At 43.0% G+C, this 22331-nt stretch carries 14 protein-coding genes and 1 pseudogene; 7 read left to right on the top strand and 8 right to left on the bottom strand.

Going from position 1 to position 22331, the window contains the following annotated elements; all coding sequences use genetic code 11:
- Positions 1–83: 83 nt before the first annotated feature.
- Together ODOSP_RS08490 and ODOSP_RS08495 are read right to left on the bottom strand one after the other, a co-directional pair.
- Positions 84–1004: a DUF5119 domain-containing protein gene (locus tag ODOSP_RS08490; RefSeq protein ID WP_013611926.1), complete on the bottom strand. Its 921-nt coding sequence runs from the start codon at positions 1002–1004 to the stop codon at positions 84–86.
- Positions 1001–2221, bottom strand: coding sequence for a DUF3575 domain-containing protein (locus ODOSP_RS08495; protein ID WP_013611927.1), 1221 nt, complete (start codon positions 2219–2221; stop codon positions 1001–1003). Before ODOSP_RS08495 ends, ODOSP_RS08490 begins: the two co-directional genes overlap by 4 nt.
- A 309-nt stretch (positions 2222–2530) precedes the next feature.
- Here ODOSP_RS08495 and ODOSP_RS08500 point away from each other — a divergent pair, with 309 nt between their 5' ends.
- On the top strand, positions 2531–3592 hold the full coding sequence (locus ODOSP_RS08500; RefSeq protein ID WP_007756689.1) for a helix-turn-helix domain-containing protein: 1062 nt from the start codon (positions 2531–2533) through the stop codon (positions 3590–3592).
- A 305-nt stretch (positions 3593–3897) separates the two neighbouring features.
- On the opposite strand, the gene ODOSP_RS08505 is transcribed toward ODOSP_RS08500, so the two are convergent.
- Positions 3898–5178, bottom strand: coding sequence for an ATP-binding protein (locus ODOSP_RS08505; RefSeq protein WP_013611928.1), 1281 nt, complete (start codon positions 5176–5178; stop codon positions 3898–3900).
- 489 nt (positions 5179–5667) lie between these two features.
- Here ODOSP_RS08505 and ODOSP_RS19235 point away from each other — a divergent pair.
- The 3 genes and pseudogenes from ODOSP_RS19235 to ODOSP_RS08515 all read left to right on the top strand — a co-directional run bounded on the left by ODOSP_RS19235 (position 5668) and on the right by ODOSP_RS08515 (position 7413).
- A pseudogene (locus ODOSP_RS19235) lies at positions 5668–6020 on the top strand (type II toxin-antitoxin system RelE/ParE family toxin).
- Positions 6021–6025: 5 nt separating this feature from the next.
- Positions 6026–6340 carry a helix-turn-helix domain-containing protein gene (locus ODOSP_RS08510; protein ID WP_013611929.1) on the top strand — a complete coding sequence of 105 codons (315 nt, stop codon included), beginning with the start codon at positions 6026–6028 and terminating at the stop codon, positions 6338–6340.
- A gap of 629 nt (positions 6341–6969) precedes the next feature.
- Positions 6970–7413 carry a hypothetical protein gene (locus tag ODOSP_RS08515; RefSeq protein WP_013611931.1) on the top strand — a complete coding sequence of 148 codons (444 nt, stop codon included), beginning with the start codon at positions 6970–6972 and terminating at the stop codon, positions 7411–7413.
- A gap of 82 nt (positions 7414–7495) precedes the next feature.
- Here ODOSP_RS08515 and ODOSP_RS08520 read toward each other — a convergent pair whose 3' ends face one another.
- Positions 7496–7801, bottom strand: a complete 306-nt coding sequence (locus tag ODOSP_RS08520) for a hypothetical protein (RefSeq protein WP_005783170.1) — start codon at positions 7799–7801, stop codon at positions 7496–7498.
- A gap of 2673 nt (positions 7802–10474) precedes the next feature.
- On the opposite strand from ODOSP_RS08520, the gene recJ reads away from it, so the two are divergent.
- On the top strand, positions 10475–12199 hold the full coding sequence (recJ, locus tag ODOSP_RS08530; RefSeq protein ID WP_013611933.1) for a single-stranded-DNA-specific exonuclease RecJ: 1725 nt from the start codon (positions 10475–10477) through the stop codon (positions 12197–12199).
- A 34-nt stretch (positions 12200–12233) separates the two neighbouring features.
- On the top strand, positions 12234–12845 hold the full coding sequence (recR, locus tag ODOSP_RS08535; protein WP_013611934.1) for a recombination mediator RecR: 612 nt from the start codon (positions 12234–12236) through the stop codon (positions 12843–12845).
- A 13-nt stretch (positions 12846–12858) separates the two neighbouring features.
- On the opposite strand, the gene ODOSP_RS08540 is transcribed toward recR, so the two are convergent.
- Positions 12859–14649, bottom strand: a complete 1791-nt coding sequence (locus tag ODOSP_RS08540) for a thioredoxin family protein (protein WP_157741837.1) — start codon at positions 14647–14649, stop codon at positions 12859–12861.
- Between the two features lie 214 nt (positions 14650–14863).
- Between ODOSP_RS08540 and ODOSP_RS08545 the strand changes: the two genes are divergently transcribed.
- Entirely contained in the window at positions 14864–16012 is a 1149-nt protein-coding gene (locus ODOSP_RS08545; RefSeq protein WP_013611936.1) for an acyltransferase, read from the top strand.
- Between the two features lie 66 nt (positions 16013–16078).
- On the opposite strand, the gene ODOSP_RS08550 is transcribed toward ODOSP_RS08545, so the two are convergent.
- The 3 genes from ODOSP_RS08550 to ODOSP_RS08560 are packed head-to-tail and all read right to left on the bottom strand — an operon-like array spanning position 16079 to position 22276.
- Positions 16079–17326 (bottom strand): zinc metalloprotease, encoded by a 1248-nt coding sequence (locus ODOSP_RS08550; RefSeq protein WP_013611937.1) that lies wholly within the window; start codon positions 17324–17326, stop codon positions 16079–16081.
- A 19-nt stretch (positions 17327–17345) separates the two neighbouring features.
- Positions 17346–18794: a RagB/SusD family nutrient uptake outer membrane protein gene (locus tag ODOSP_RS08555; RefSeq protein WP_013611938.1), complete on the bottom strand. Its 1449-nt coding sequence runs from the start codon at positions 18792–18794 to the stop codon at positions 17346–17348.
- Positions 18795–18805: 11 nt separating this feature from the next.
- Positions 18806–22276 (bottom strand): SusC/RagA family TonB-linked outer membrane protein, encoded by a 3471-nt coding sequence (locus ODOSP_RS08560; protein WP_157741838.1) that lies wholly within the window; start codon positions 22274–22276, stop codon positions 18806–18808.
- Positions 22277–22331: the final 55 nt, after the last annotated feature.

The raw sequence follows: 22331 nt of genomic DNA on the forward strand, positions 1-22331 counted from the left end.
ATATAATTAATAAACTCAATTACTTAATAGTTGACATAGCGTTTACCCGGCATCCAATCCGCACTGAAAACTCAAATATCCGTTTACAACACTATATCCACATTCACATCATCCCAATCATCAACGTCCACATCAAATCCCGGACCGCCATTTCCCGGCTCGGATGGTACCTCATAATCAAAATTCAACACCAGATGCACATCACCGATATGCCCCGCTACCGGGACATCATGCACTTGGTCGCTCACGTCCTGTTCCAATACAGACATGCTGCCTGAACGGTTCTTGAGATACAGCCGGAAAACATTGGGCTCTCCTTCAAGTGCGGAATGTCCAAACGTATAGAATCCGCCTATAATCTGATTCCGTGAAACCATTCCATCAAAGAGCAGGCTCTCCGAAAGACCGGCGGGCAAACTGTCGCCGGACATGTTAAGCGAGCCGGACATGCCGGAAAGAGCGGCCCGCAAATCCGCCACCCTGTCCAGTCCCCGAATTCCGTTCACCTCATACGTGTAGTGACATACCATGTTTACGGGAGTTAGCCGTATTATCTTCGTGCTTCCTTCCGGAATGTCCTTGAGGATAACTCTGTCTATATGGTCGCCACACAGCCAGGGTGGGGTGACGGCCATTGTCCGGTTATCCGGCGACCGAACATCACGCGTATCGGCAGTAAAAAGCGTGTAACTGCCGTTTTCTTTCCAAACCATCCCGTCGGTATCGTAGTTGAAGCAAATTACCCGGTAATCATTCTCGGGGAGCTCCACTTCCCCATCCTCTCCTCCGGGGAAATCAAATATCCACGTGTTGCTTTCATCATCGGTCGGATAAAATACGACCCTCATGCCTTCAGGCTTGTCATGATTGGAAATCTTGGTCCAGTCGAATACTACCCGCACCGTGGCAAAGTGCGGATGATCGTAACATAAATCCTTATGCTCACAAGCCGTCAGTCCCATCCATAAAAATATGAACACCAGACTAAAGCGTATCAGTATCACTGCCTGCCTCCTTTCTTCCGGCTATAATTCCCCCGCCCGATCAACCACACCAAAGAGATACCCGCCTTGGTCGGGCCGAACCAGCGGCGTTTTTTAGTGGTCTGCCATACATAGTGACCGTCCAAAGGGATGTACTCCTTGTACAATCCTCCAAGGTAGCCGATTCCCAACGTGAAATCCACATTGAACCGATGTCCCACAGGTAACGAGTAGCCGTAAGCCACGCCTCCCCCGTAACTCCATTTATCCCCCAAGTAACCTTTCCCACCCAATTCGAAATCATAGGTGACGATCTGCCCGTACAATCCGACATGATGCCCGGAAAACGGTTTTTCCACCGCTCTCCGACCGAACCAGCGGCGCAACTCCACATCTCCCCCATAGATACGCCAGTAGTTATGCTTCCGATCACTTTTCCACCAGGCATACATCCAATTCCCGGCCACAGACCAGTTCTTCCCCAAACAGAACTCAACCCCGATGTCAGGTATCAAAACAGCGTCATAAAGCAAGTTTGTTTTCACCGCCATGCAAAACGGCCGTTTCTTTACCGGAGCTATGACGGTAACGGTATCACGGATGCACAACGTATCACGTGTATGTATATATACCGTATCTCTGACGGGATTTATCGGATCACTATCATAGCATATTTTCACCATCGACGAACGAAGTTTCGGAAAATGGAATTTATACAAATATGAGTATGGCCTCCCCCCTTTCAGTCTTTTCAGTTCTCCCCCCAAATAAGGGCTGTCCTGGTTTTCCAAACGGACGATCTTCTCCAACAAACGAAGGACATCCTCCCTCTCCGGAACATTCACATCCGCTCTCACCATCGTTATAAGTCCGTTCCAGTCACTTCCCGAAAAATGAAAATCCTTCTCCAATACCGGAATCTTTATATAAGGTGATATATACCGCCACAAAACCTCTGCTCGTTTTTCAGACAGCCTTCCATTCAACAGCCCCCCTCCTTCCGGGGAAGCTCCTCCTATTATTTGAATTTTCCTGATAAGACGGACGGAGTCGTTCAATGCGGAACAGATTTTAGCAAACCGCTCCATCTCGTTCCCATTGTCAAGTAAACATGTATCTATATTTACCTTTCCTTGATGAAAATAGATCCTTACCGAATCACGCTTCTCCTGAGCGGATATTTCTCCGCTTATACTCAACACGAGCACGAACAATACACATTTAATATAAAAAAACATCTTTTCGTCATTTAATCATTTGTTAATATGACAATCCAAACCCAGGCTTTTACACCCCCTGAATTTCAACCGCTAAAGATATGCACCTATAAACCAACCTCCAAAGCAAAAAACAAGTATTTTAAACTTATAAATACTTAAAAAGACAACCACACAACAGCTACAACACTTACCACAGCAGCCAATCACGCTTACACAACAATTAAAAACACTTAACATCATAAAGAAAAGTACTTAAACATACAAAAAAAAAAACAGTTATTTTTGCAGGAAACATTATACTTAATAACACTTAAAACAATAAAACACATGAAATTCAGCACAAAAGCCGCTACTTTTCTAAGTTCAATAAAAACTCAAACTTACGACAAAAAAGAAAGCGAAATGATAATAACGTATCAACAAAAACGTGTCTTTCATCTATCCCTGCTCATGCTGGCCTTATGCGCACCCATATACATATATTCAGTTCCATTTCCCAATGAACAGTTTTATTATATTAACAGCGTATTATTCCTGTTTATCATTATGTGCACTCTCGCTTATTTTAAAAAGAGAGTAAATCTGACCACGACCTTTTCCATTATACTGATAGCCATACATATCGAGATTTTTATCGAAATAATTTATTGCTCAATATGTAGCGGATATGAATATAGTTATCAAAGAGCATTGATAATGAGTAACATTACTATCTCTCTCTTATTTACCATGCTTTCCATCTGTGCCTATATGAGTAATATCTCCATCCTATTGTCCTCCCTTACCATAGCTTCCTATACAATCTGCACACTTATCACCGACGAACCGTTCCTATACAGTTATCTGCCTTTGATCATCATCATATACACCATGATCCCCTTATTAGGAAGATCCTTACACAGTAATATCAGCAGCTTGCTAAAAAGTAGCAACTTGCTAAAAGAGGAAGAGGAAATGCTTTTGAAACGTCTCCAAATGAAAAAGGAAGAACTATTCGCGTTCGCCGAGTTGTTAAGCGAGAATAACCCGGAAGAAAAGACAAGCTCCCTGTTAAACATAATAGGGGAACAATCCAAAGAAAATCTTTTTACAGCCCTTGCCGCATACCAGAAAAAGGAAAAAAGTAAACTTGATACAATCAGGAGAATATATCCCAATTTATCCCCGTCCGAATTAAACATCTGCCGTTTAATACTGCAAGACAAGACCGTCAGCCAAATATGCGAATTATTACATCGGAGTAGCGGAAACATAACCAGCCAACGAGCGAACATACGTGCCAAACTCGGACTGAAAAAAAGCGACAATTTAAAAGAAGCATTACAAGAACGCATGAGGCTGTATGAAGAAGAACACCACCGGCAAGAGGAGTTTTCAGCCATGCGTTAGGGATTGCAGAGTAAAGCCCACAGCCTTTAGGCGAGGACTTGAAACGTAAAGCCCGACCGTCCCACGGGAACGCCCAAAAGAAAAAAAATCCCCCGAACATTCATCCGGGGGACATTCAGGCCGTCACGTCAATTATAATACAGATTCAGATCATCCGTGCCAATCTCCTTTCCGTCCCGGAAAACAAGGCGTAAATCAATCCTCTCTCTGTTTTCATTGCCACAAAGATAGACATACCGGCCAACATACGCATCATACTTATCAATCAGTTCTAACGGTATGACCGGCATGGGAAAAGGATACACCTATATTGCATATAGCGGAAAATTTGTAAGATTACCCTGTACTTTATAAGGCAACATAGAAAATCTCTCCGCATGCAATTCCGGTCTTTTTCCCAGTAATGCTGTCAACGAATTGGCCCGGACATTCCCTTCGGCCTTCACTTCTATCGGCACCATTTGGGCATTACGTTGAATAACAAAATCCAACTCAAGACGCGAATTGTCTGTGTTATGGTAATAAATCGGTGACACGCCCTTACTTTTCATCTGCTGCAATACATACTGTTCAGTCATTCCTCCCTTGTATTCCTTAAATATGTCGTTTTTAATCAAGACTTGGGCCGGATCTGTCTTGACCATAGCACCCATAAGCCCCAAATCAACCATATAGAGTTTGAAAGCCGACAGGTCTTCATAAATATCAAGCGGAAGCTCCGGTTTGGTACATCGAGGCACTTTATACAACAACCCGGCATTTACAAGCCATTGAATGGCCATCTCAAAATCATTGGCTCTGGCACCTTTTCGCAAAGCTCCGTAAATGAATTTCTTGTTTTCTTTAAATAATTGGGAAGGAATGCTGTTCCATACCATTCGGACACGCGGAACCTGTTCTTTGGGCGCATGTTTTGAGAAGTCAAGATCATAGCCTTGCAAAATCTCCGACTGTATTCTTCTGACTTCCAGCAAGGAATCCGTTTCTACATATTTGAGTACAACTTCCGGCATACCACCTACATAATAATATTGCCGAAGGAGATCCGTATATTTGTCATGCAGGAGGCTTATCGTTTCAAAATCCCCACTCATAAGCAATTTACAAGCTTCTTCTTCTCCCTTGGCGACAAGAAACTCTTCAAAGTTCATAGGAAATATATTGATGACATTTACCTTCCCTACGGGATAAGACACATCCTGATGAAGGGATATCCCCAAAAGTGAACCTGCCACAGCTATATGATACTCCGGAACCTCCTCTTTAAAATACTTCAAAGATTCCAGTGCTTCCGGGATATCTTGTATCTCATCAAGGATAATAAGCGTATCACCCGGAGTAATGTCAACGGAAGTCATCGCACGCAGCCCCCGTAAAATTCTGTCAACATTGAAATCCTGAGAAAAAAGCTGGCGTGCAAGGTTATTCTTACGGCATACCACATAAGCCTCTTTTTTGTATTCAAGTTTGGCAAACTCATGGAGCAGCCATGTTTTCCCAACTTGTCGGGCACCATTTAAAATCAGAGGTTTTCTATCCTCACGGTTTTTCCATTCTATAAGTTGTTGCAAAATAAATCTTTTCATCTACAAACAGCATTTTTATACATGTAAAAACAGCGTATAATACATTTATCCGCACTTATTTAAAGCACAAATATACTAAAATAAGCAGATAATAGAAGCAATCTTATACATTTTTCCGCACTTTAATCAACTCCAATGGATTAGTTTTTATATCAATTAGTAAATCATTGGCTAATCTATTATTAAACGACTGATTTTCAGCCATAACCCCGTAGGGCAAGAGGAAAAAACGGTACGTAGTGCCGTTTCCTCTTGCTGTTCTTTCGGCTGCTTTGCATCCGGCGAACACCCTCCCCTGCGGTACGGCAAAAGGGTACTTTTGCATCGTACAAGGGGGACGGGGAGAGCCGGGCAAAGCACTAAGAAAGAACCTATTCCACAAACAAAAAACACACGCCAAAACGACACAACAGGCTGTATAAAATAAATAGAAATTGTTTCGCTATATGGAAACAAAAGATTATCTTTGCACCATAAAAACAACAACTTATGGAAGAAAAGGCTAAATTCAAAATCATCTACTCTACTCAAAAGATGCAGATGATTTTCTGAACAACTTACCAACAAAGATTAAAGACAAAATTATCTATAATATTGCCAAAGCCAAGTTTGTGATAGATCCGGAACTCTTTAAAAAGTTAGACGATACGGATATATGGGAGTTCAGAACATTCTATAACAAAGTAAAATACAGGCTGCTGGCTTTTTGGGATAAAGATAACGGAACAAATACCCTTGTTATTGCAACACATGGATTTATAAAGAAAACCTAAAAAACACCACCCAAGGAAATAGCGAAAGCCGAAGATATTAGAAAAGCATATTTTAATTCAAAAAAATAAAGCGTATGGAAACAATGAAATTTTATACAGAAGAAGAAATATTAGATAAGCACATAGGGAAAAAAGGCACTCCCAAAAGAGACCAGTTTGAAGCTGATCTAAACTCTTCCTTAATTGGTGAAGCCATTAAACAGGCTCGCCAGTCGAAGAACCTAACCCAAGAGGAATTAGGCAATCTGATAGGAGTGCAGCGTGCTCAAATCTCCCGAATTGAAAACGGTAAGAATTTAACCTTTTCCACCATTGCAAGAGTTTTTAAGGCTATGGGAATAAGTGCTAAACTTGAAATCGGAAGCATGGGTAAAGTTGCGTTATGGTAACTAACTATACAACAAAATGTTATATCAAATCCGGGAGCGAAAACGCATCCCGGAAGCCTCTCTTTTTATACACAAAAAGTCACAATTAAACATATTTTAACACGCAGGGAAATTCGCTCAATTCACCCCGCTGCGCTTGGCTTTTGCTTTGCTTTCACAAGTATTCAAAAACTCGTTTTTAGGCTATTTTCGTTTTTCTTGATCTCTTAAAATTTCTTTGACTTGTTTTAAAGCATAACCTGTTATATGCTTATCAATCTTTAAAAATATCGAACGAAATTATTAATACACAGATGATTATAAGAACAAATCAAAACTTAACTACGAGTTTTTGAATACTAACTGCGAGTTTTTGAATACTATTTTATAATATCAGCGAGTTTTATTTGTATAACTCGTTTTTGATATTTATATTTGCGCAAAACATTGATAAATATGGCAATAGTAAAAAAAGATCTTATTCAAAGTTATATTATGACTACTGCAAAATATGACTTTAACGTGTACGAAAATTGGTATTTCATAAACACTGAATTTTAAGATAATAAGGCAAAAAAATAAAAGGTTCATAAACCCTTTTAGCCAACAAATTGTTATCTTTATGCGGTCGTAAACAAAAAAATAAGCTTATGAAAACTGCTATGGAAAAAAAAGAAACCGGCTTAATGAGACAGATCGGTTATCTCTCTTTTGTCGTTGTTTTGTTGTATGGGCTTACGCTATTTGCGGTTTCTTGTGACAATGATGAAGATCCTCCTCTTCCTCCCGCAGTGGAAAAAGTAGTGCTGGCATTTGGTGTGGATCAGGGTGAAGGTCAGCTTTCGGCTAAACCGGAGTTGGAAAATACGGCTGCGGAAAAGATAGGAGAATTGATCTCTCCGGCTGAAATAGCGAAAGGCACAACGGTGCATTTTCGTGCTACCCATTCCAAATCATGGACAATCATGTATTGGAAAGTCAATGGCGTCATTATTCGTTCTGTGAAGCCGGAGCAGACTTTCGTCATCGATGAGCATAAGGAGGTTCGGGTTGCTTTCAAGCCTTACAAGTCACCGGAACCGGAGGGGCTGTAAAACAAACTGTATCAGCAAAGCAATAAAATATTAATTTTGCTGACACAGTTTAATTGAATTCTCTTTTTGCTGTTCATTTGCTTTATTTCAGGACTTCGCCCTTCTCGTTGAAGAACACTTCGCTGTCCGTGCCTTCTGCATCGGTAAATGTCACCTTGTAGGTCTTTGTGCCTTCCTCGCTTTCCTCAACTGCGGCTTCCTTGATTGTCAGGTCTGCGAAATCCTTCTTGATCGTGTCCTGAACCGCCTGCGGCAGATCCTTTACCTCGATTGGCTTATAATCGTTCACCATTACCACAATCTCAACATCCGATACCATGTTGCCGGCGAATGCCACTGAACTACCCAATCCCATAACAAGTGCTACTGCAAATAATACCTTTTTCATAATCCAATCTATTTAAATATTTAACATATGGTTTCTGAAAGACAAAGAACAAACATTGTGCCAAACAAATAAACAAGTCATATATACCTGATAATCAAAAGCATACAAAAAAAACACATATATTTATTGAAGAACTGTTATCTGTGTATCATTTCCACAAAATGTGGAAATGATACACAGACTTTCTATAATTGCCTCCGGCGGGGTTTTCGCCGGGGGGCTTCTTGCATTTGCATATCTATCAAAAAGAAAGCAATATCGGAGCGTTACACCATAAAAACAGCTAGCCGGTTATTACAAAATGATATTGCGTGTCCGGCTGATCGGGGCGGGTCTCCCACCATGCGGACAAATCCCGGTAACAAAATGACAAAGCGGACATCCCGCCAAAGAACAACATTTTTTTTCTTTTTTCCTAAACACCTGCCAGCGAAGCACAGAGTATTTGTCAAGGGCGAAGGGTAAAAAATACCGCACGAGCGAAGCGAGCACAGGAGATTTTTTACCCGGAGAGTGAAACGCCCCTTTACAAATGCGGCGTGCGTAGCTACCTTCGTGCCGGAAAATAGAAAAAACGCACAACAAAGTATGGGGAGCCTAATACCCCGGCATACAGGAACCGGCAAGCCGGATAGATGCAAGACCTCCGACAAATAGACACTGATATAAATGTTTCCCTAACGTTTTTGTACGTACAAAAACATACCTTGCATATCATTAGAAAAAGAAGTGCATAGGTCTTTGCATACCGAAAAAACAACCATAATAAACAATAATACAGTCACTTACAAAAAATCAGTATACCAAAAGTATACTTTTTGCATACATACATGATTCTAATCTATTAAAAATCAACCATATAAAAATTCAGCATTGGACTTAGTCCAATGACTGCTTATTCACTTTGGTAAACCGTCGTTTCTCTCTCCTTGCTTCGCTCGTCGCTCCTGGAACGCTACGCACGGCTTCGCACCAATACATCAGACACCCAGCCCCTAAAATGCACATTACAAATGTACACCGCCCGAAAAAAATGTAGGTTTATTTTGTTACTTGTTCGTCTTCGGTATTCGTGTTCGGGGCCCCGGTCGCTTCTGTCGGTCGTCTACCTTTTTCTATCACTGACCGGCGGAACTCCTCGCAGGCTCGTCAGACACCACCGGTCGGGCGTTCAGAAAAAGCAAGACGACACTCGACAGAGCTCCAATGGTCCCCGAACACGAACACCTCCGACTTACGTTATCACTACATAGGAAACGAACTGTGACCTGAAAAGTATAAATTTCTATCAAACAGCTGTTTTTCTGAACCCTTACATGAGGGATTAATTCAGCCATCGGTATTTTATAGAAATAATCCGGTCAGGTAACCCAGGTATCCGTACTCCGGTCAGGGTGGCCTGCCCTTTCATTCAATAAAACTTTCCTTCTTTGTCCTGTAGTGCTGACGGAAGATGCAGGGTTTTGTGGCGGAAGACCATTGGAGCAGGAACGAGGGTCCGGTTAGGTTTTCCGAACGCCCGACCGGTGGTGTCTGACGAGCTTGCGAGGAGTTCCGCCGGTCAGTGAAGGAAAGCCTTACCGGACCGTTCCAGGCGAACCGGTCTGACGGCACAAAACCCGGAATCGGAATAGAAAGAAAAAATAAACCTACATTTGTAAAATGGCGCAATCGTCCCGATTTTCTTTGGTCTTTATAGTATGAAAACGAAAATTTACATATTTTAACGCGCGGAAAAATCACCCTAAAAAACGCTTCGCTCGTTTTTCTCCGTTTCTCTTTTTTCGCTTCCAAAATGCGCATTTTCCGCCCATTCCAAAGCCTGCAATTCCCTAAAATTTTTCTTCTTTGTGAGAACAACAATACTCGTTCGATTCTTTTTGCGGGAATCTGCAACAAGAATAATCGACAGATGACAATTGATCATGGAGAATTACCGGAAGCTTCGCTTCCATGAAAAAACAGATTAATAAAGAAAAGCAGAAAGGAAAATTAAATGTATATCCATTGATTTATAATTCGATAGAATAAACTTAAGACTGTGATTCATCCTTGTCGATTGTCAATTATTCCTTGTCAATAGACCAAGCACCCGCAGAGACCAAGGACTTTATAAACTTTATAAACTTTCGACTAAATTAAACGAACCTTTATTTGGGCAAATTTGTAAAATTGTAATTTCTTAAGTAAAAAAAAATAATACATTCACTACTCGTTAACGGAATAAAAAAGTTAAAATATCTATGTTTAAAAAATTGCACATATTCTTGATATCCAACAAATTAATAACACATAATTCTCTGATTCACAAGTATCGTATGCACAACTTCTATGCAATATAAGTGAAATTTCCCGACATCTGCAAACAAATGGGAGGAAACTTAGCCGATGCATCTGGAAATGTCCCATCTCTTGAGACTGCCTCCCGGATACTCCGATGTGAGAGTTATCGCACTGAATAGGACAGGGGGAGACAAAGCAAATATACATGGCATTCATAATCCGGAGAATGCAATTCTGAATAAAAAAAACGAATCGTGCAAATTTTTGTAACAGAGCTTCTTAATTTTATATTTTCAATTTTCAGATTTTGTTATATGAAATTAATCTAGATTACACTTTGAAATAACAAGGAATTTCCGCTACTTTGTAGCAGAATTGGAAAAAAGTATAATGAAAAAAAGATGGGTCATCAATACTCCGCCGGAGGCTACTAAGATAGAGGAACTTTCAAAAAAACTAAATTGTCACCCCGTTATAGCGAACTTACTGCTGCAACGGGGTATTACTAGTTCGGAACAGGCACAATCTTTTTTTTATCCATCCCTGAATATGCTGCACGATCCTTTCTTAATGAAAGATATGGACAAGGCAGTAGAACGTTTAGACCGGGCGATCGCCCAAGATGAAAAAATACTGATATACGGAGATTACGATGTCGATGGGACGACGGCAGTATCCCTGCTATACAAGTATTTGAAACACCACTGTAACAGCGATAATCTGGAATACTACATCCCCGACCGCTATACGGAAGGATATGGGGTATCGATCAAAGGAATCGACTATGCCGCAGAAAACGGTTTTTCATTGATGCTGATCACCGATTGTGGAATCAAAGCAGTCGAAAAAGTCAAATATGCCAATTCCAGACAGGTGGATATCATCATTTGTGACCACCATACTCCGGGAGATACGTTGCCGGAAGCCATTGCGGTGCTCGATCCCCAACGTCCGGATTGTCCCTACCCTTACAAATGGCTGAGCGGATGCGGGGTCAGTTTCAAGCTGGTACAAGCACATAGTCTGAAGCACAATCTTCCGATGTCGGAGCTTTACAAGCTTTTGGACCTGTTATGCGTCAGCATAGCCAGCGATATCGTCCCGATCACGGGAGAAAACCGGATTCTGGCCTATTTCGGGTTACAGCAGTTGAACTCCAATCCCAGTCTGGGATTAAAAACGATTATAAAAATTTCCGGGATCGATAAAGAAATTACGATCAACGACATCGTTTTCAGAATCGGTCCCCGGATCAATGCAGCCGGACGGGTCGAATCAGGCCGGAAATCGGTGGAGTTACTGACAGCCGACGAGAAATGCTCTGCTGCCGGTATCGCTTCGGATATCAATACTTTCAACGACCAACGTAAAAAACTGGATCACGATATCACTGAGGAAGCCATTCGTCACATCAACCAATCGGAACTCGAACCGTCGAAAAAAACGACCGTATTGTTCAATGCCAACTGGCATAAAGGAGTGATCGGGATCGTAGCTTCACGCCTGACCGAATCTTTCTATCGTCCGACGATCATTCTTACCGAATCGAACGGCTTGGCGACAGGCTCAGCCCGGTCGGTCGAAGGTTTCGATCTGTATTACGCTATCTCGCAATGCAGTGAATTTCTGGAGAATTATGGCGGGCATAAATATGCTGCCGGATTGACCTTGAAAATCGAAAATATAGAACCGTTCAAACAAAAATTCGAACGTATTGTCCGGGAAACGATCGACGATGAAATGTTGACCCCTCAGATCAATATCGACGCTAAAATCAAGCTGACCGATATCACTCCCGATCTGTATCATATGCTGCAAAAATTCGCCCCGTTCGGTCCCAACAATACCATCCCGGTCTTCATGACCGAGAAAGTAACAAACTTCATCGGCACCAAACGGGTGGGACGTAACAACGAACACCTGAAACTGGTCATTGTCGACGATACCAGGGCCTGTAACGACCGGAGCGGCATCGGTTTCGGCATGGGGCATCTCTATGATAAAGTGAACTCCGGCGGATTTTTCGATATCTGTTATACGCTCCAGGAAAATGAATTTATGGGGAAAAACGATATTCAGATGATAGTGAAAGATATTCGTTTGAGGGAGGAGTGAGGGGGAGAAAGAAAAAAGGAGAAAGGAAAAAAGGGTGAATTCTTCAAGGTTATTAGATAAAGCGGTCGATCAGTTTGCTTCCCTGCCGGGAGTAGGGCGTAAAACAGCTCTGAAATTCGTATTACATCTTCTGAAGAAAGATGTGCAGGAAGTCGACGACTTTTTGAAAAGTATCGGTGACCTGAAGAAAAACATCAAGGAATGCCGTCGATGTCATAATATTTCCGACGGTGAAATCTGCGAGATCTGTTCAGACCCGAAACGAGATAACACGACGCTCTGCGTCGTAGAAAACATCAAAGACATCTTATCGATCGAGGCCACCTCACAATACAACGGTTTATACCATGTGCTCGGAGGAATCATCTCTCCAATGGACGGTATCGGTCCTGCCGATCTGCACATTACTTCTTTAGTTGAAAGGGTAGAGCAGGAACCGATCCGGGAAATCATCTTTGCCCTCAGTGCCACCATCGAAGGAGATACTACCGGCTATTATATCTTCAAAAAAATGAAGAATAAAGAAGATCTCGTCATCAGCACCATTGCCAAAGGCATCTCTATCGGCAATGATCTGGAATATACCGACGAGCTGACTTTGGGACGTTCCATTGTCAATCGTGTCAAATTCAGCTTCAACGATTAGAACACAAACGCAATTACTTTTTTCCCACCAGGTCGTCCGCCAGTTTTTCGAAAAAGCCTTTATATGAACTCATGCTTACTTTTCCGGTGACCCGTTCTTTTCGTTCCATTTCCTGAGCTGCTTGTACAAACCAGTGTGCCGCTTTGTAGCGAATAGCTTCGTCAGGACAATTTTCATTGATTTTCACTCCCCAGCTGTACAATTCGGCATCGGGAATTTTTTCTTCGTACCATTTTTCCTCTGCCAAATCGACGAATGTACGCCAGTCCCCGGTGCGTTCGGCAGCATGCATCCGGGCATTCCGGACAATTTGCCGCCACTCTTCGACTTTTTCTTTTTTCAGTCGTTTGGTATAAGCTTTGAAACCGACCTCATCAAAAACGCCGTCCTGAACAAAATTTTCAGCCCCGGCAATCCAGACCGCCGCTATCTTTTTCCGAACCTTATCTTCTCCGTAAAGGTCGTACAATTCTTTGCGGTGAGTCAATACATATTGAAAAAGGTCTGTATCGGCAAGCATATAATAGCGGTCGAAAATATCCCAATATTCAGCATCCCGGAGACAATCCGAAGGTAAAGCCGAAAAATAAACCGCCGCAATCTCTCCGGCTTCCCTGTATCTATCAGCCCGCCCCAACATCGCCATATAACTCTTCAGAAATTCGGGCCGGCGACTTCCCTGACGGAATTCCTTCTCCATTCCGGCCAATCCTTTTCCTTCCAACACCATCCGGGCCTCCTGCAGCAAATCTTCGGGACTCATGATATTTCTCACCCGGTGCAATTCGTTTCCCCCCGCATCCGTAAAAACCAACACCGCCTGACCCGATTCGCGGGCTACATTGACAAACTGCTGCTCGAAAAGGGCAGCCACTTCCGGGTCGGCAAATACGGTACGCAACATCTCTTTATGTGCACCACCCGGAATATAATAATCGATAAACACCGGTTTATTCTCCTGTTGCGCTTTAGCCCGAGCCTCCTCATCCGATAATTCCTGAAACGAAATTCCTCCGGCTTTTTTCAAAGCAAGAGCAGCATTGTCCAGCAATTGCTCCTTTGTTTCCGCCCCTTCATCCTGGTAAATCACTTTCCCTTTGGCATTCAAAAACAGAAAAGCAGGACACTGTTTTATCCCATATCGCCGGGCCAACTCTTGTGTCCGCGAGGTATTCACCCGCAGATTGACAAAATGGTCATTGTAATAATCGGCCACCTCGTCCAGGTTCAACACGTTTTTCTCCAATAACAAACAAGCCTGACACCGGTCGGCGGTAAAATAAATACATACCGGCTGCTCCGCTTCCTCCGCTTTTGCCAAAGCTTCTTCGAACGGCAAATCCTCGAAACGAACAGAGCGGCTATTTCTTTTTTTCACTGCAGCCCGTTCCTTCGCCTTTTCGAGTGTTTCTCTTAAAGCAGAAGGATCTTGAAGTACCTCCCCCGGTTTTATCATTTCCAGCAAATCTCCATAAGGCATAAAAAAAGCAAACAGGGGAGGCTCGTACATCAATAAGCGCGTTTGAAATCCACTGTTTTTCGTATCGTTCGCATTCAGCCGGATTGCGATCACATTCCGCTGCAAATAATTCACCAGATCGGGTTTCGTCTGTATTCCTCTCTCCACTTTCAGGTCGATCGGTCCCACTTCGACCAGAACCAGCTTATTTTCCCGGGCTGCCTGCAAACTAGCCTGTTCCCAACTATAAGCCTGAAACAAGTCGACAGCTCTCTGGGCTAATGTCCGGTTTACCGGCATCAGTCCTCCCAGCCCTAATATAATCATGAATAAAATCCTCTTCATCACCGATTTATGTTTATACAAAAGTAAACGCATAATCGCTCATTTCCTTTTCTATTCGACAAGATTTAACATTTTTAACTTTGAAGTGATACAGAATTTTTTCCGGTATGACCAATTTTTATTAGTTATTGGCCAATATTTCACGGAAGTTGAGACAAATATTTCATTCTTTTGCGACGTTAAATAATCAGACGAATAACAAATAATGAATAACATGAATCACGATTTACCCTCTCCTTCACGCATCGTATGGCTGGATATCGTCCGGCTTACAGCAATGCTTATGGTGATCGGCGTACATTGTATCGATCCCTTTTACATCTCCCCGACCCTGGGAACCCTACCCGAATATAAATTCCGGGCTTCTGTATACGGCTCATTATTTCGTCCGTCGGTTCCCCTGTTTGCCATGATGACCGGATTACTCTTACTTCCGGTTAGTCAACAACCGTTAGGCGTTTTCTACAAGAAAAGAATTTTCCGGGTATTATTTCCTTTTTTGATATGGTCGGTGCTTTACAACTTATTCCCATGGTTTACAGGAGTAGTCGGACTTCCGAAATCCATTATAGGCGATTTTTTCTGTTATGTACAAGGAAATGAATCCCAGTCTTTCAGCGATTCGCTGAAAGACATCGCCATGATTCCTTTCAATTTCTCCTTTAAAGAGAATCATATGTGGTACATTTACCTTTTGATCGGACTTTATTTGTATATGCCCTTTTTCTCAGCCTGGATCGATAAGGCCGATCGTAAAATGAAACAAACTTACTTGTGGATTTGGGTGATCAGCTTATTTCTCCCGTATATGGGCGAATATATTTCGCATTATCTCTATGGCACCGCCACCTGGAACGAATTCGGGACACGATATTATTTTGCAGGCTTCAACGGTTATCTCCTGCTCGGGCATTATGTCAAACAAGGAAATTCCTGGTCCGTCGGAAAAACACTGCTTCTATCCGCTCTCTTATTTGCAGCCGGCTATTCCGTCACTTTTACCGGTTTTAGTGCAGCAGCCCATAATCCGGCAGCTACCGAATCGGATATGGAATTATTTTTCACTTTTTGCAGCCCTAACGTGTTATGTATGACTCTGGCGGTTTTTCTGGCTTTGCAAAAAGTAGTCGTCTCTACGCCCGCCCTCATCCGTTCGCTCGCCAATATCACGAAATGTGGTTTCGGCATTTACATGGTACATTACTTTCCAGTCGACCCGGCCTTTTTACTGATCGGTAATTTCAATCTGCCGATTCCGCTACAGGTGCCGGTAATGGCAATTCTTATTTTCCTGTGTGCGTGGGGATTCACAGCCCTGATGTACCGGTTATTGGGTAGAAAGGCTCGTTGGATTATGGGATAAAATTTATGTGCTGATGTGCTCATTATGGAGTAACTCCCGGGAGCACATCAGCACATGGTTATTATATTAATCGAACATCCGTCCCGGACAATTAGCAATCACTTTCCTCATACGCAAAACCTGCTCATAGGTCAGGGAAGTCGATGCCGAACTTCCATCCATGATATTACAGGAATTATAATAAATCACCGGAGCCTGTTTATCATCCGAATAAGTATTCTTTTCCAAAGCAATAGGCCCTAATTCATAAGTATAAGTATCCGAACAAAAATCTACATCTCCGTTAACAAAGGGAATTCCCGAATAAGTACTGAACACCGTAGGCATTAATCCGAAATGTGTACCCAGATAATATTCATAGCCCCCTTTATTGATCGAGAATATCGAACTCACAGTAAGAGTAATGCCTACTTCCCTATACGAAGTAAAACTTACTTCATCAGCTGTAGCAACCGAATTCATTTTCAAACCGGGTACAGCGGTTCCGTTATCCAAAATATAAGCCGGAGCATAAGCATTGGTCCCATAAATTTCATCGTTTACCCAGATATTCAATATCCGGTTCGGGTCCCATAGTAAATTCTTGTTAATATAACCGGCAACTTCGCCATAAGCAGGAGTTCCCATTTCCACTCTGTTTATTCCCGGGGTAGCGAGTTTATTCCCTTGTACATCCACCGTAGCCAATTCAAAGCGAATTTTACTGTCGACGGCTACCGGATCGTCGGCATAAGTTCCCGAAAACACCTTGTTGGCCCGATCGATAAATCCCTGTAACAACCCGGTCGTTATGCCATCATACCTATTGATATTTTTATCTGTAACCAACAGATGGAAAACAACCGGAACAGTAATAGTCGGAAAATCCATTACCGGATCGGCGATCAAATGCACTTTACAAGGTTCACTTTCTATCCCATGAATAGTACATACAAATTCAACATCCGTTCCAGCCCCTTCGGTGGCCGAGAATTTCTGTCCCTCGATCAACTTGCCATCCCTGGTCTTAATCTGTATTTCAGATGCTTCGAAACGATCCATTTTCATTGCAGAAATCTTCGTAAACACAGAGTCTTTGACAATATGTTCCCCATCGATCACCTGTTCGATCGTCCGTTTATCTTTCACAAACGAATAAGCTTTTACAAGAAAACTCAACTGAGCTTTACCATTCGCGATCAAAACGGGACTATTGGGATAAATAGCCACTGAATCGACGGCTTCGATTCCGGGTTCGTACAGCCAGGTTTCATATTCACTCTTTTCGCACGAAAAAAGCAAAACAATCAGCAAAATATAACCTATTATTTTCATCTCATTCATCATTTTAAAATTATAACATACTCCACCCGGGATTTTGTTCTATTTGATTATTTTCCTGCATTTCTTCCAGCAAAGGAATAGGGAAACAGAAGCGGAAATCGTTATCTTCCAGTGTATAGACGGCTTCTTCCGGATTCTGGTAAGAATTTCTGGACCATCCCTTCTGAATCCGGATCAGATCACACCACCGCATATCGTATTCGAGGCAAAACTCTCTCCGCCGTTCATTCATAATCTCTTGTAACAAATCCGCTCCTTTGTATCCCTGATAATTTCTGATCCGATGGCGTTGGAACTCTTCCAAGGCTTGCCGGGCTTCTCCTTCCTGTCCGTTACGGGCATAACTTTCAGCCTCGATCAGATACATTTCGGAAACCGGGAAAAAGTGCAACACCCCATAGAAACTCGGCAGATCCTTGAATTTACGGATAGCCTTGTTTTCGGGATTAAAGTAAAGGGAACGGCGAACATCGTTTTCATCGAACAATTCGAACAGTTCATCCCGGACAAATTCGAGTAAACCATAAGCCTCCATCGTCCCGTACATGCCCGCATCTCCGGTATACCACAAAAAGGACAATAAGGCCTGATCTTTATTTTTATATACTCCCCCCTCACTTGTCTTATAGGTTTCAAAAGGTTTGAATTCATCTATCCCCTGCAACGGATAATTTTTCATAACCGCCTGTGCATGCATAATTGCCTGAACATAATCCTCTTTCTCGCCAGCTCCCGAACCGCCTTTAAAAAGGTAGATCTCAGCCAGCAAAGCATGGGCCAGATTCTTATCGTAAAAAATATTATAAGTCGCCCGGGGTTCTGTCTTACAATCAATGACCGTAGTCAACTCATCGATCAGAAACCGATATACCTGAGCCTGCGTTTTCCGCTGTTTATTATAACTTCCGACTGCTTGCGAATCGGTATTAAACGGTATCCCCAGTTCATTGCTGTGATAGGGAGAAAAATATTGCAACACTTTAAACAAATACCAGGCTCTCAGAAAACGGGCTTCCTGTTCGACGATATCTTTTTCTTCCTGTGAAGCACTGACATTCGCCAGTTCGTCGATAATCGTATTATAAAAACCGATATTACTGAAATAGTTTCCCCAGATCGTCCCGGGCATTGTGGTATTTTGCCAGTTCAAACTGTTTGTATACAACGCTCTTTTATTATTAGCCATCCAATTTCCGTTCAGCCAGGTATCGGTATTCAAATCGTCACTATAAAAACCGAAAAACAAATACAAATCGTCCGTTCTCCAGGGAACGTTCGTTCCTGCCAATTCATGGGAGCTGAAAAAAGTCACGGTGTATAATTTCAAATGCGACCCCAATAAAGATTTCACATCGTCATAAGTTTTCAAGGCCAGAATATTCGAAGGTTTCACTTCCAGATATTTCTCGCACGAAGTAAAACTCAGAATCAGGGTGACATATAAGAATAATTTCTTCATCTCTTTCAATTTTAGAATCCAACATTTAAAGTAATCGTATATTTCCGGGAATTCGGATAACCGAACGAACCCATCAGTGCCGGATCGATCCCGCTATAACTGGAAATCGTAAACAGATTTTTCGCTGTAAAACTGAGCCGGGCAGTGCTGAAACCTATTTTATGCAGCCATTCGGGTTTCAGGTTATATCCCAGCGTCATATAGCTACAGCGGAGGTAGTTTCCTTTCTCCAATAAGATATCGTACATATAGGAAGAATAGGTGGTAAAGGCTTCCGACATAGCAGGTACATTGGTGATATCTCCCGGTTCACGCCAGCGATTCGCTTCGGAGGTGTGACGATTACGGGCATCCAGGCTTCGGAAGGTATTGAACGATTTGATTTTATGTCCGGTCTTAAACTCAAAATTAGCAGAAAAAATCAATTGTTTCCAATTGGCAGAAGTTGAAAATCCGCCCACGACCGGAGGAGTAAGATTTCCTAAATAAAACACCGAAGGGGTAGGCCATGTAGCTCCGCTAACCGACATATCCAAGGTTGCCTCCCCATTGCCGGTATAAGTCATTACCGCTCCGTTGATGGGATTGATTCCTGCAAACTTATACCCATACCAACCGTTCACCGGCTGATTCTCTACAAATTGATGTGCATTACTCAAGGTTGCTTTCGGCAGATCCTTCGTCTCCTTATAATACGTATTTTTCACTTTATTATCGTTGATCGCAATGTTCGCTTTGGCATACCATTGAAAAGATTTATTTTTCAATAAGGTTACTCCCAGATCGATTTCCCATCCATTATTATAAATATCGGCTACATTTTCCGTCACCTCATTCCGTCCGGAAGAATAGGGTAAAGCTTTCCGGTCGAGCACATCCCGGGTGATGTTGTGGTAGTAATTCACTCCCAATTCCAACCGATAGTCGAATAGCGAAAGGTCCAGGCCGACATTCATATCCTGTTTGGTCTGCCATTTTACATTCGGGTTGGGGTAACTGAAAGAAGTCGGTACAGTTTGCCCGTCATAAATCACACTTTGTCCGAGGGTCATCACCACAAAAGGCAGGGCATTCTTGTCGATACTCCCGGTATATCCGAAACCACCCCGGACAGCGAACTGGTCTACCCACATCCACCGCTTCATAAATTCCTCCCGATGCAGATTCCAGCGTAAGCCGACATTCCACAACGGAGTAAACTGGTTGTCGTTTCCGATAATATCCGAACCGTCATAGCGCAATGCTCCGGTCAAAATGTATTTATCCAGGTAGGAATATGAGGCATTGGCAAAAAAGGAAGACATTTTGCTGACCGACTTTCCTGTCCCTCCCAAGGCGTTATAATTGATTTCCGATCCGTCGATACCGTCCATTTCAGGGAATCCGACGATCCGGTGTTCTTCGTCGAATACCGGAGAATAATTGAAGGAATTATAAGCGGTCCGCTCCTGAATTTCCTGCCCGGCAAACAAAGAGATATAATGTTTTCCGGCATATTCCCCCGTATATTGAAGTGTATTCCGAAATGTATAGGCATTGGTATATCCTGTAGCCTCCCGCAAAGAGCCCTTCACCATGTCATGCGGAATTTCTCCCTTGTAGGAATACCAGTTATTGATAAAATTGGTATAGGTATCCGCTCCTTCGATAATCCGGTTATGGTTGGAATTGGCATTATAAACCCCATGGGTCGTAAACATCAAGCCTTTGACGATTTCCCATTCCACCTTCAATGAAAGCTCGGCATCCAGATAACGGTTGGTATTGGTATTTCGGTTCAGATCGTCGAGAATATTGAAGGTATCCCAATCCAGCCCGTCCCGGATACTACTTTCCTTTGCATTGTAGCTGATATCGTAAGCCTTTGTACCATCCTCATTTTTCAATCGTTCATAAGGGTTGGCATACATTGCATATTCCAGGGAATTTACGCTACTGGCCGTCACTCTGTCGTTTTTCATAGTGGCTCCCAACCCGCCGGTAATCCGGATTTTTTCGGAAGGATTATGGGTTAATTTAATGTTCATCCCCAACCGATCGTACTTATTATTGGGTTCGGTACCGACCTCTTTCAGGTAGTTCAAGGAAACGTAATGTTGTGTTTTCTCGTTACCTCCCGACATGCTGAAATTGTATTGCTGACTGATCGCCGTGCGATAAATTTCTTTAAACCAATCGGTATTGATTTTAGCTAATTCGCCGATCCGCCGTTCGGCCTCATCAGAAGAAATTTCTCCATAGGCTGCTTGCTGCAATAATTTAGTCACCCGCCCGGGGGTATAGATATATCCTTGCTGATCGTAAAAGATCTCGCGTTCGAACTGGATTTTCTCCGCAGTATTCATCATGTCGATGTTATTCCGGGGTCGTTCGGTAATCCCCACATTCACCGAAGCATTAAACCGGGTTTTCCCGGAAAGTCCGCTTTTCGTTTCGACGACGATCACCCCGTTCGCAGCCCTGGCACCGTAAATCGCTGTAGCGGCAGCATCTTTCAATACGGTGATCGATTTGATATCGTCCGGTGCAATATTACCGATTCCGGTCGTAAAAATAGTCGCCTGCAAATCGGTAGAACCGCTTTGGATGTTGGGAATCTCTCCTTGTAACGGCATACCGTCGACAATCCACATCGGCTCGGTACTCCCCGTCAACGAATTTACCCCACGAATCTGGATCTGTGCGTCCTGTCCGGGCCGGCCACTACTGATCATATTCAACCCCGAGATCGTACTATTCAGAATTTCGTCGATCGACTGTAATCCCCGGCCTGCAATCTGATTGGCGGTAATCGTCGCCGTCGTACCGGTCATTCGTTCCTTCCGGATCGTCTGATAACCGGTAACCACCACTTCTTCCATTTCAGCCTGATCGGGCTGCAGCCTGACTTCAATTTCATCTTTCCCCTGTACGTTTACTTCAACTGTCCGATAACCGATAAAAGATACTTCCAACACTTGTGCATTTCCGGCTAAAGCCAATTGAAAGCGGCCTTCGAAATCGGTCGCAGTACCCATCCGGGTACCCTTGATTTTAATCGTAGCCCCCGGCAACGGATTTCCCTGCTCGTCCCTCACTATACCCTGAATCACCCGGGAAACAGGAGGTGTGGTTTGCCGCGCAGGACCGATGACAATAATCCCGTTGCGGTCGGTTGCCACCAAACCGGTTCCCCGGATACAGGCCTCTACGGCTTGCAAAAGAGTTACCTTTTTTACATCGACAGAGACCGGTTCCTTCACCTGCTCCACTTCCTCCCGCTTAAACATCAGCTGTCGGTCGTATTGCCGGTTTAATTCCCGCAGCGCATCCAATACCGTCACCTGTTTTAATTTTAAAGACACATTGGCTTGGGTTGTGGCTTGTGAAAAAGCCGGCCGGTCTGTTAGTAGTAGTCCTCCGATCAGCATCAGACAGCAACACCATAGTTGCCGCCAGGACAAAAGCTTTCCAAACGATTTTTTAGTTTCGTTTTTTTTCATAAATTTGTACATAAAATAGTTAGACAATACCTTGTTTCTGGACAAGGTCTTTATT

Origin of the sequence: Odoribacter splanchnicus DSM 20712 (assembly GCF_000190535.1) — a bacterium.
Classification (GTDB): Bacteria; Bacteroidota; Bacteroidia; order Bacteroidales; family Marinifilaceae; genus Odoribacter; species Odoribacter splanchnicus.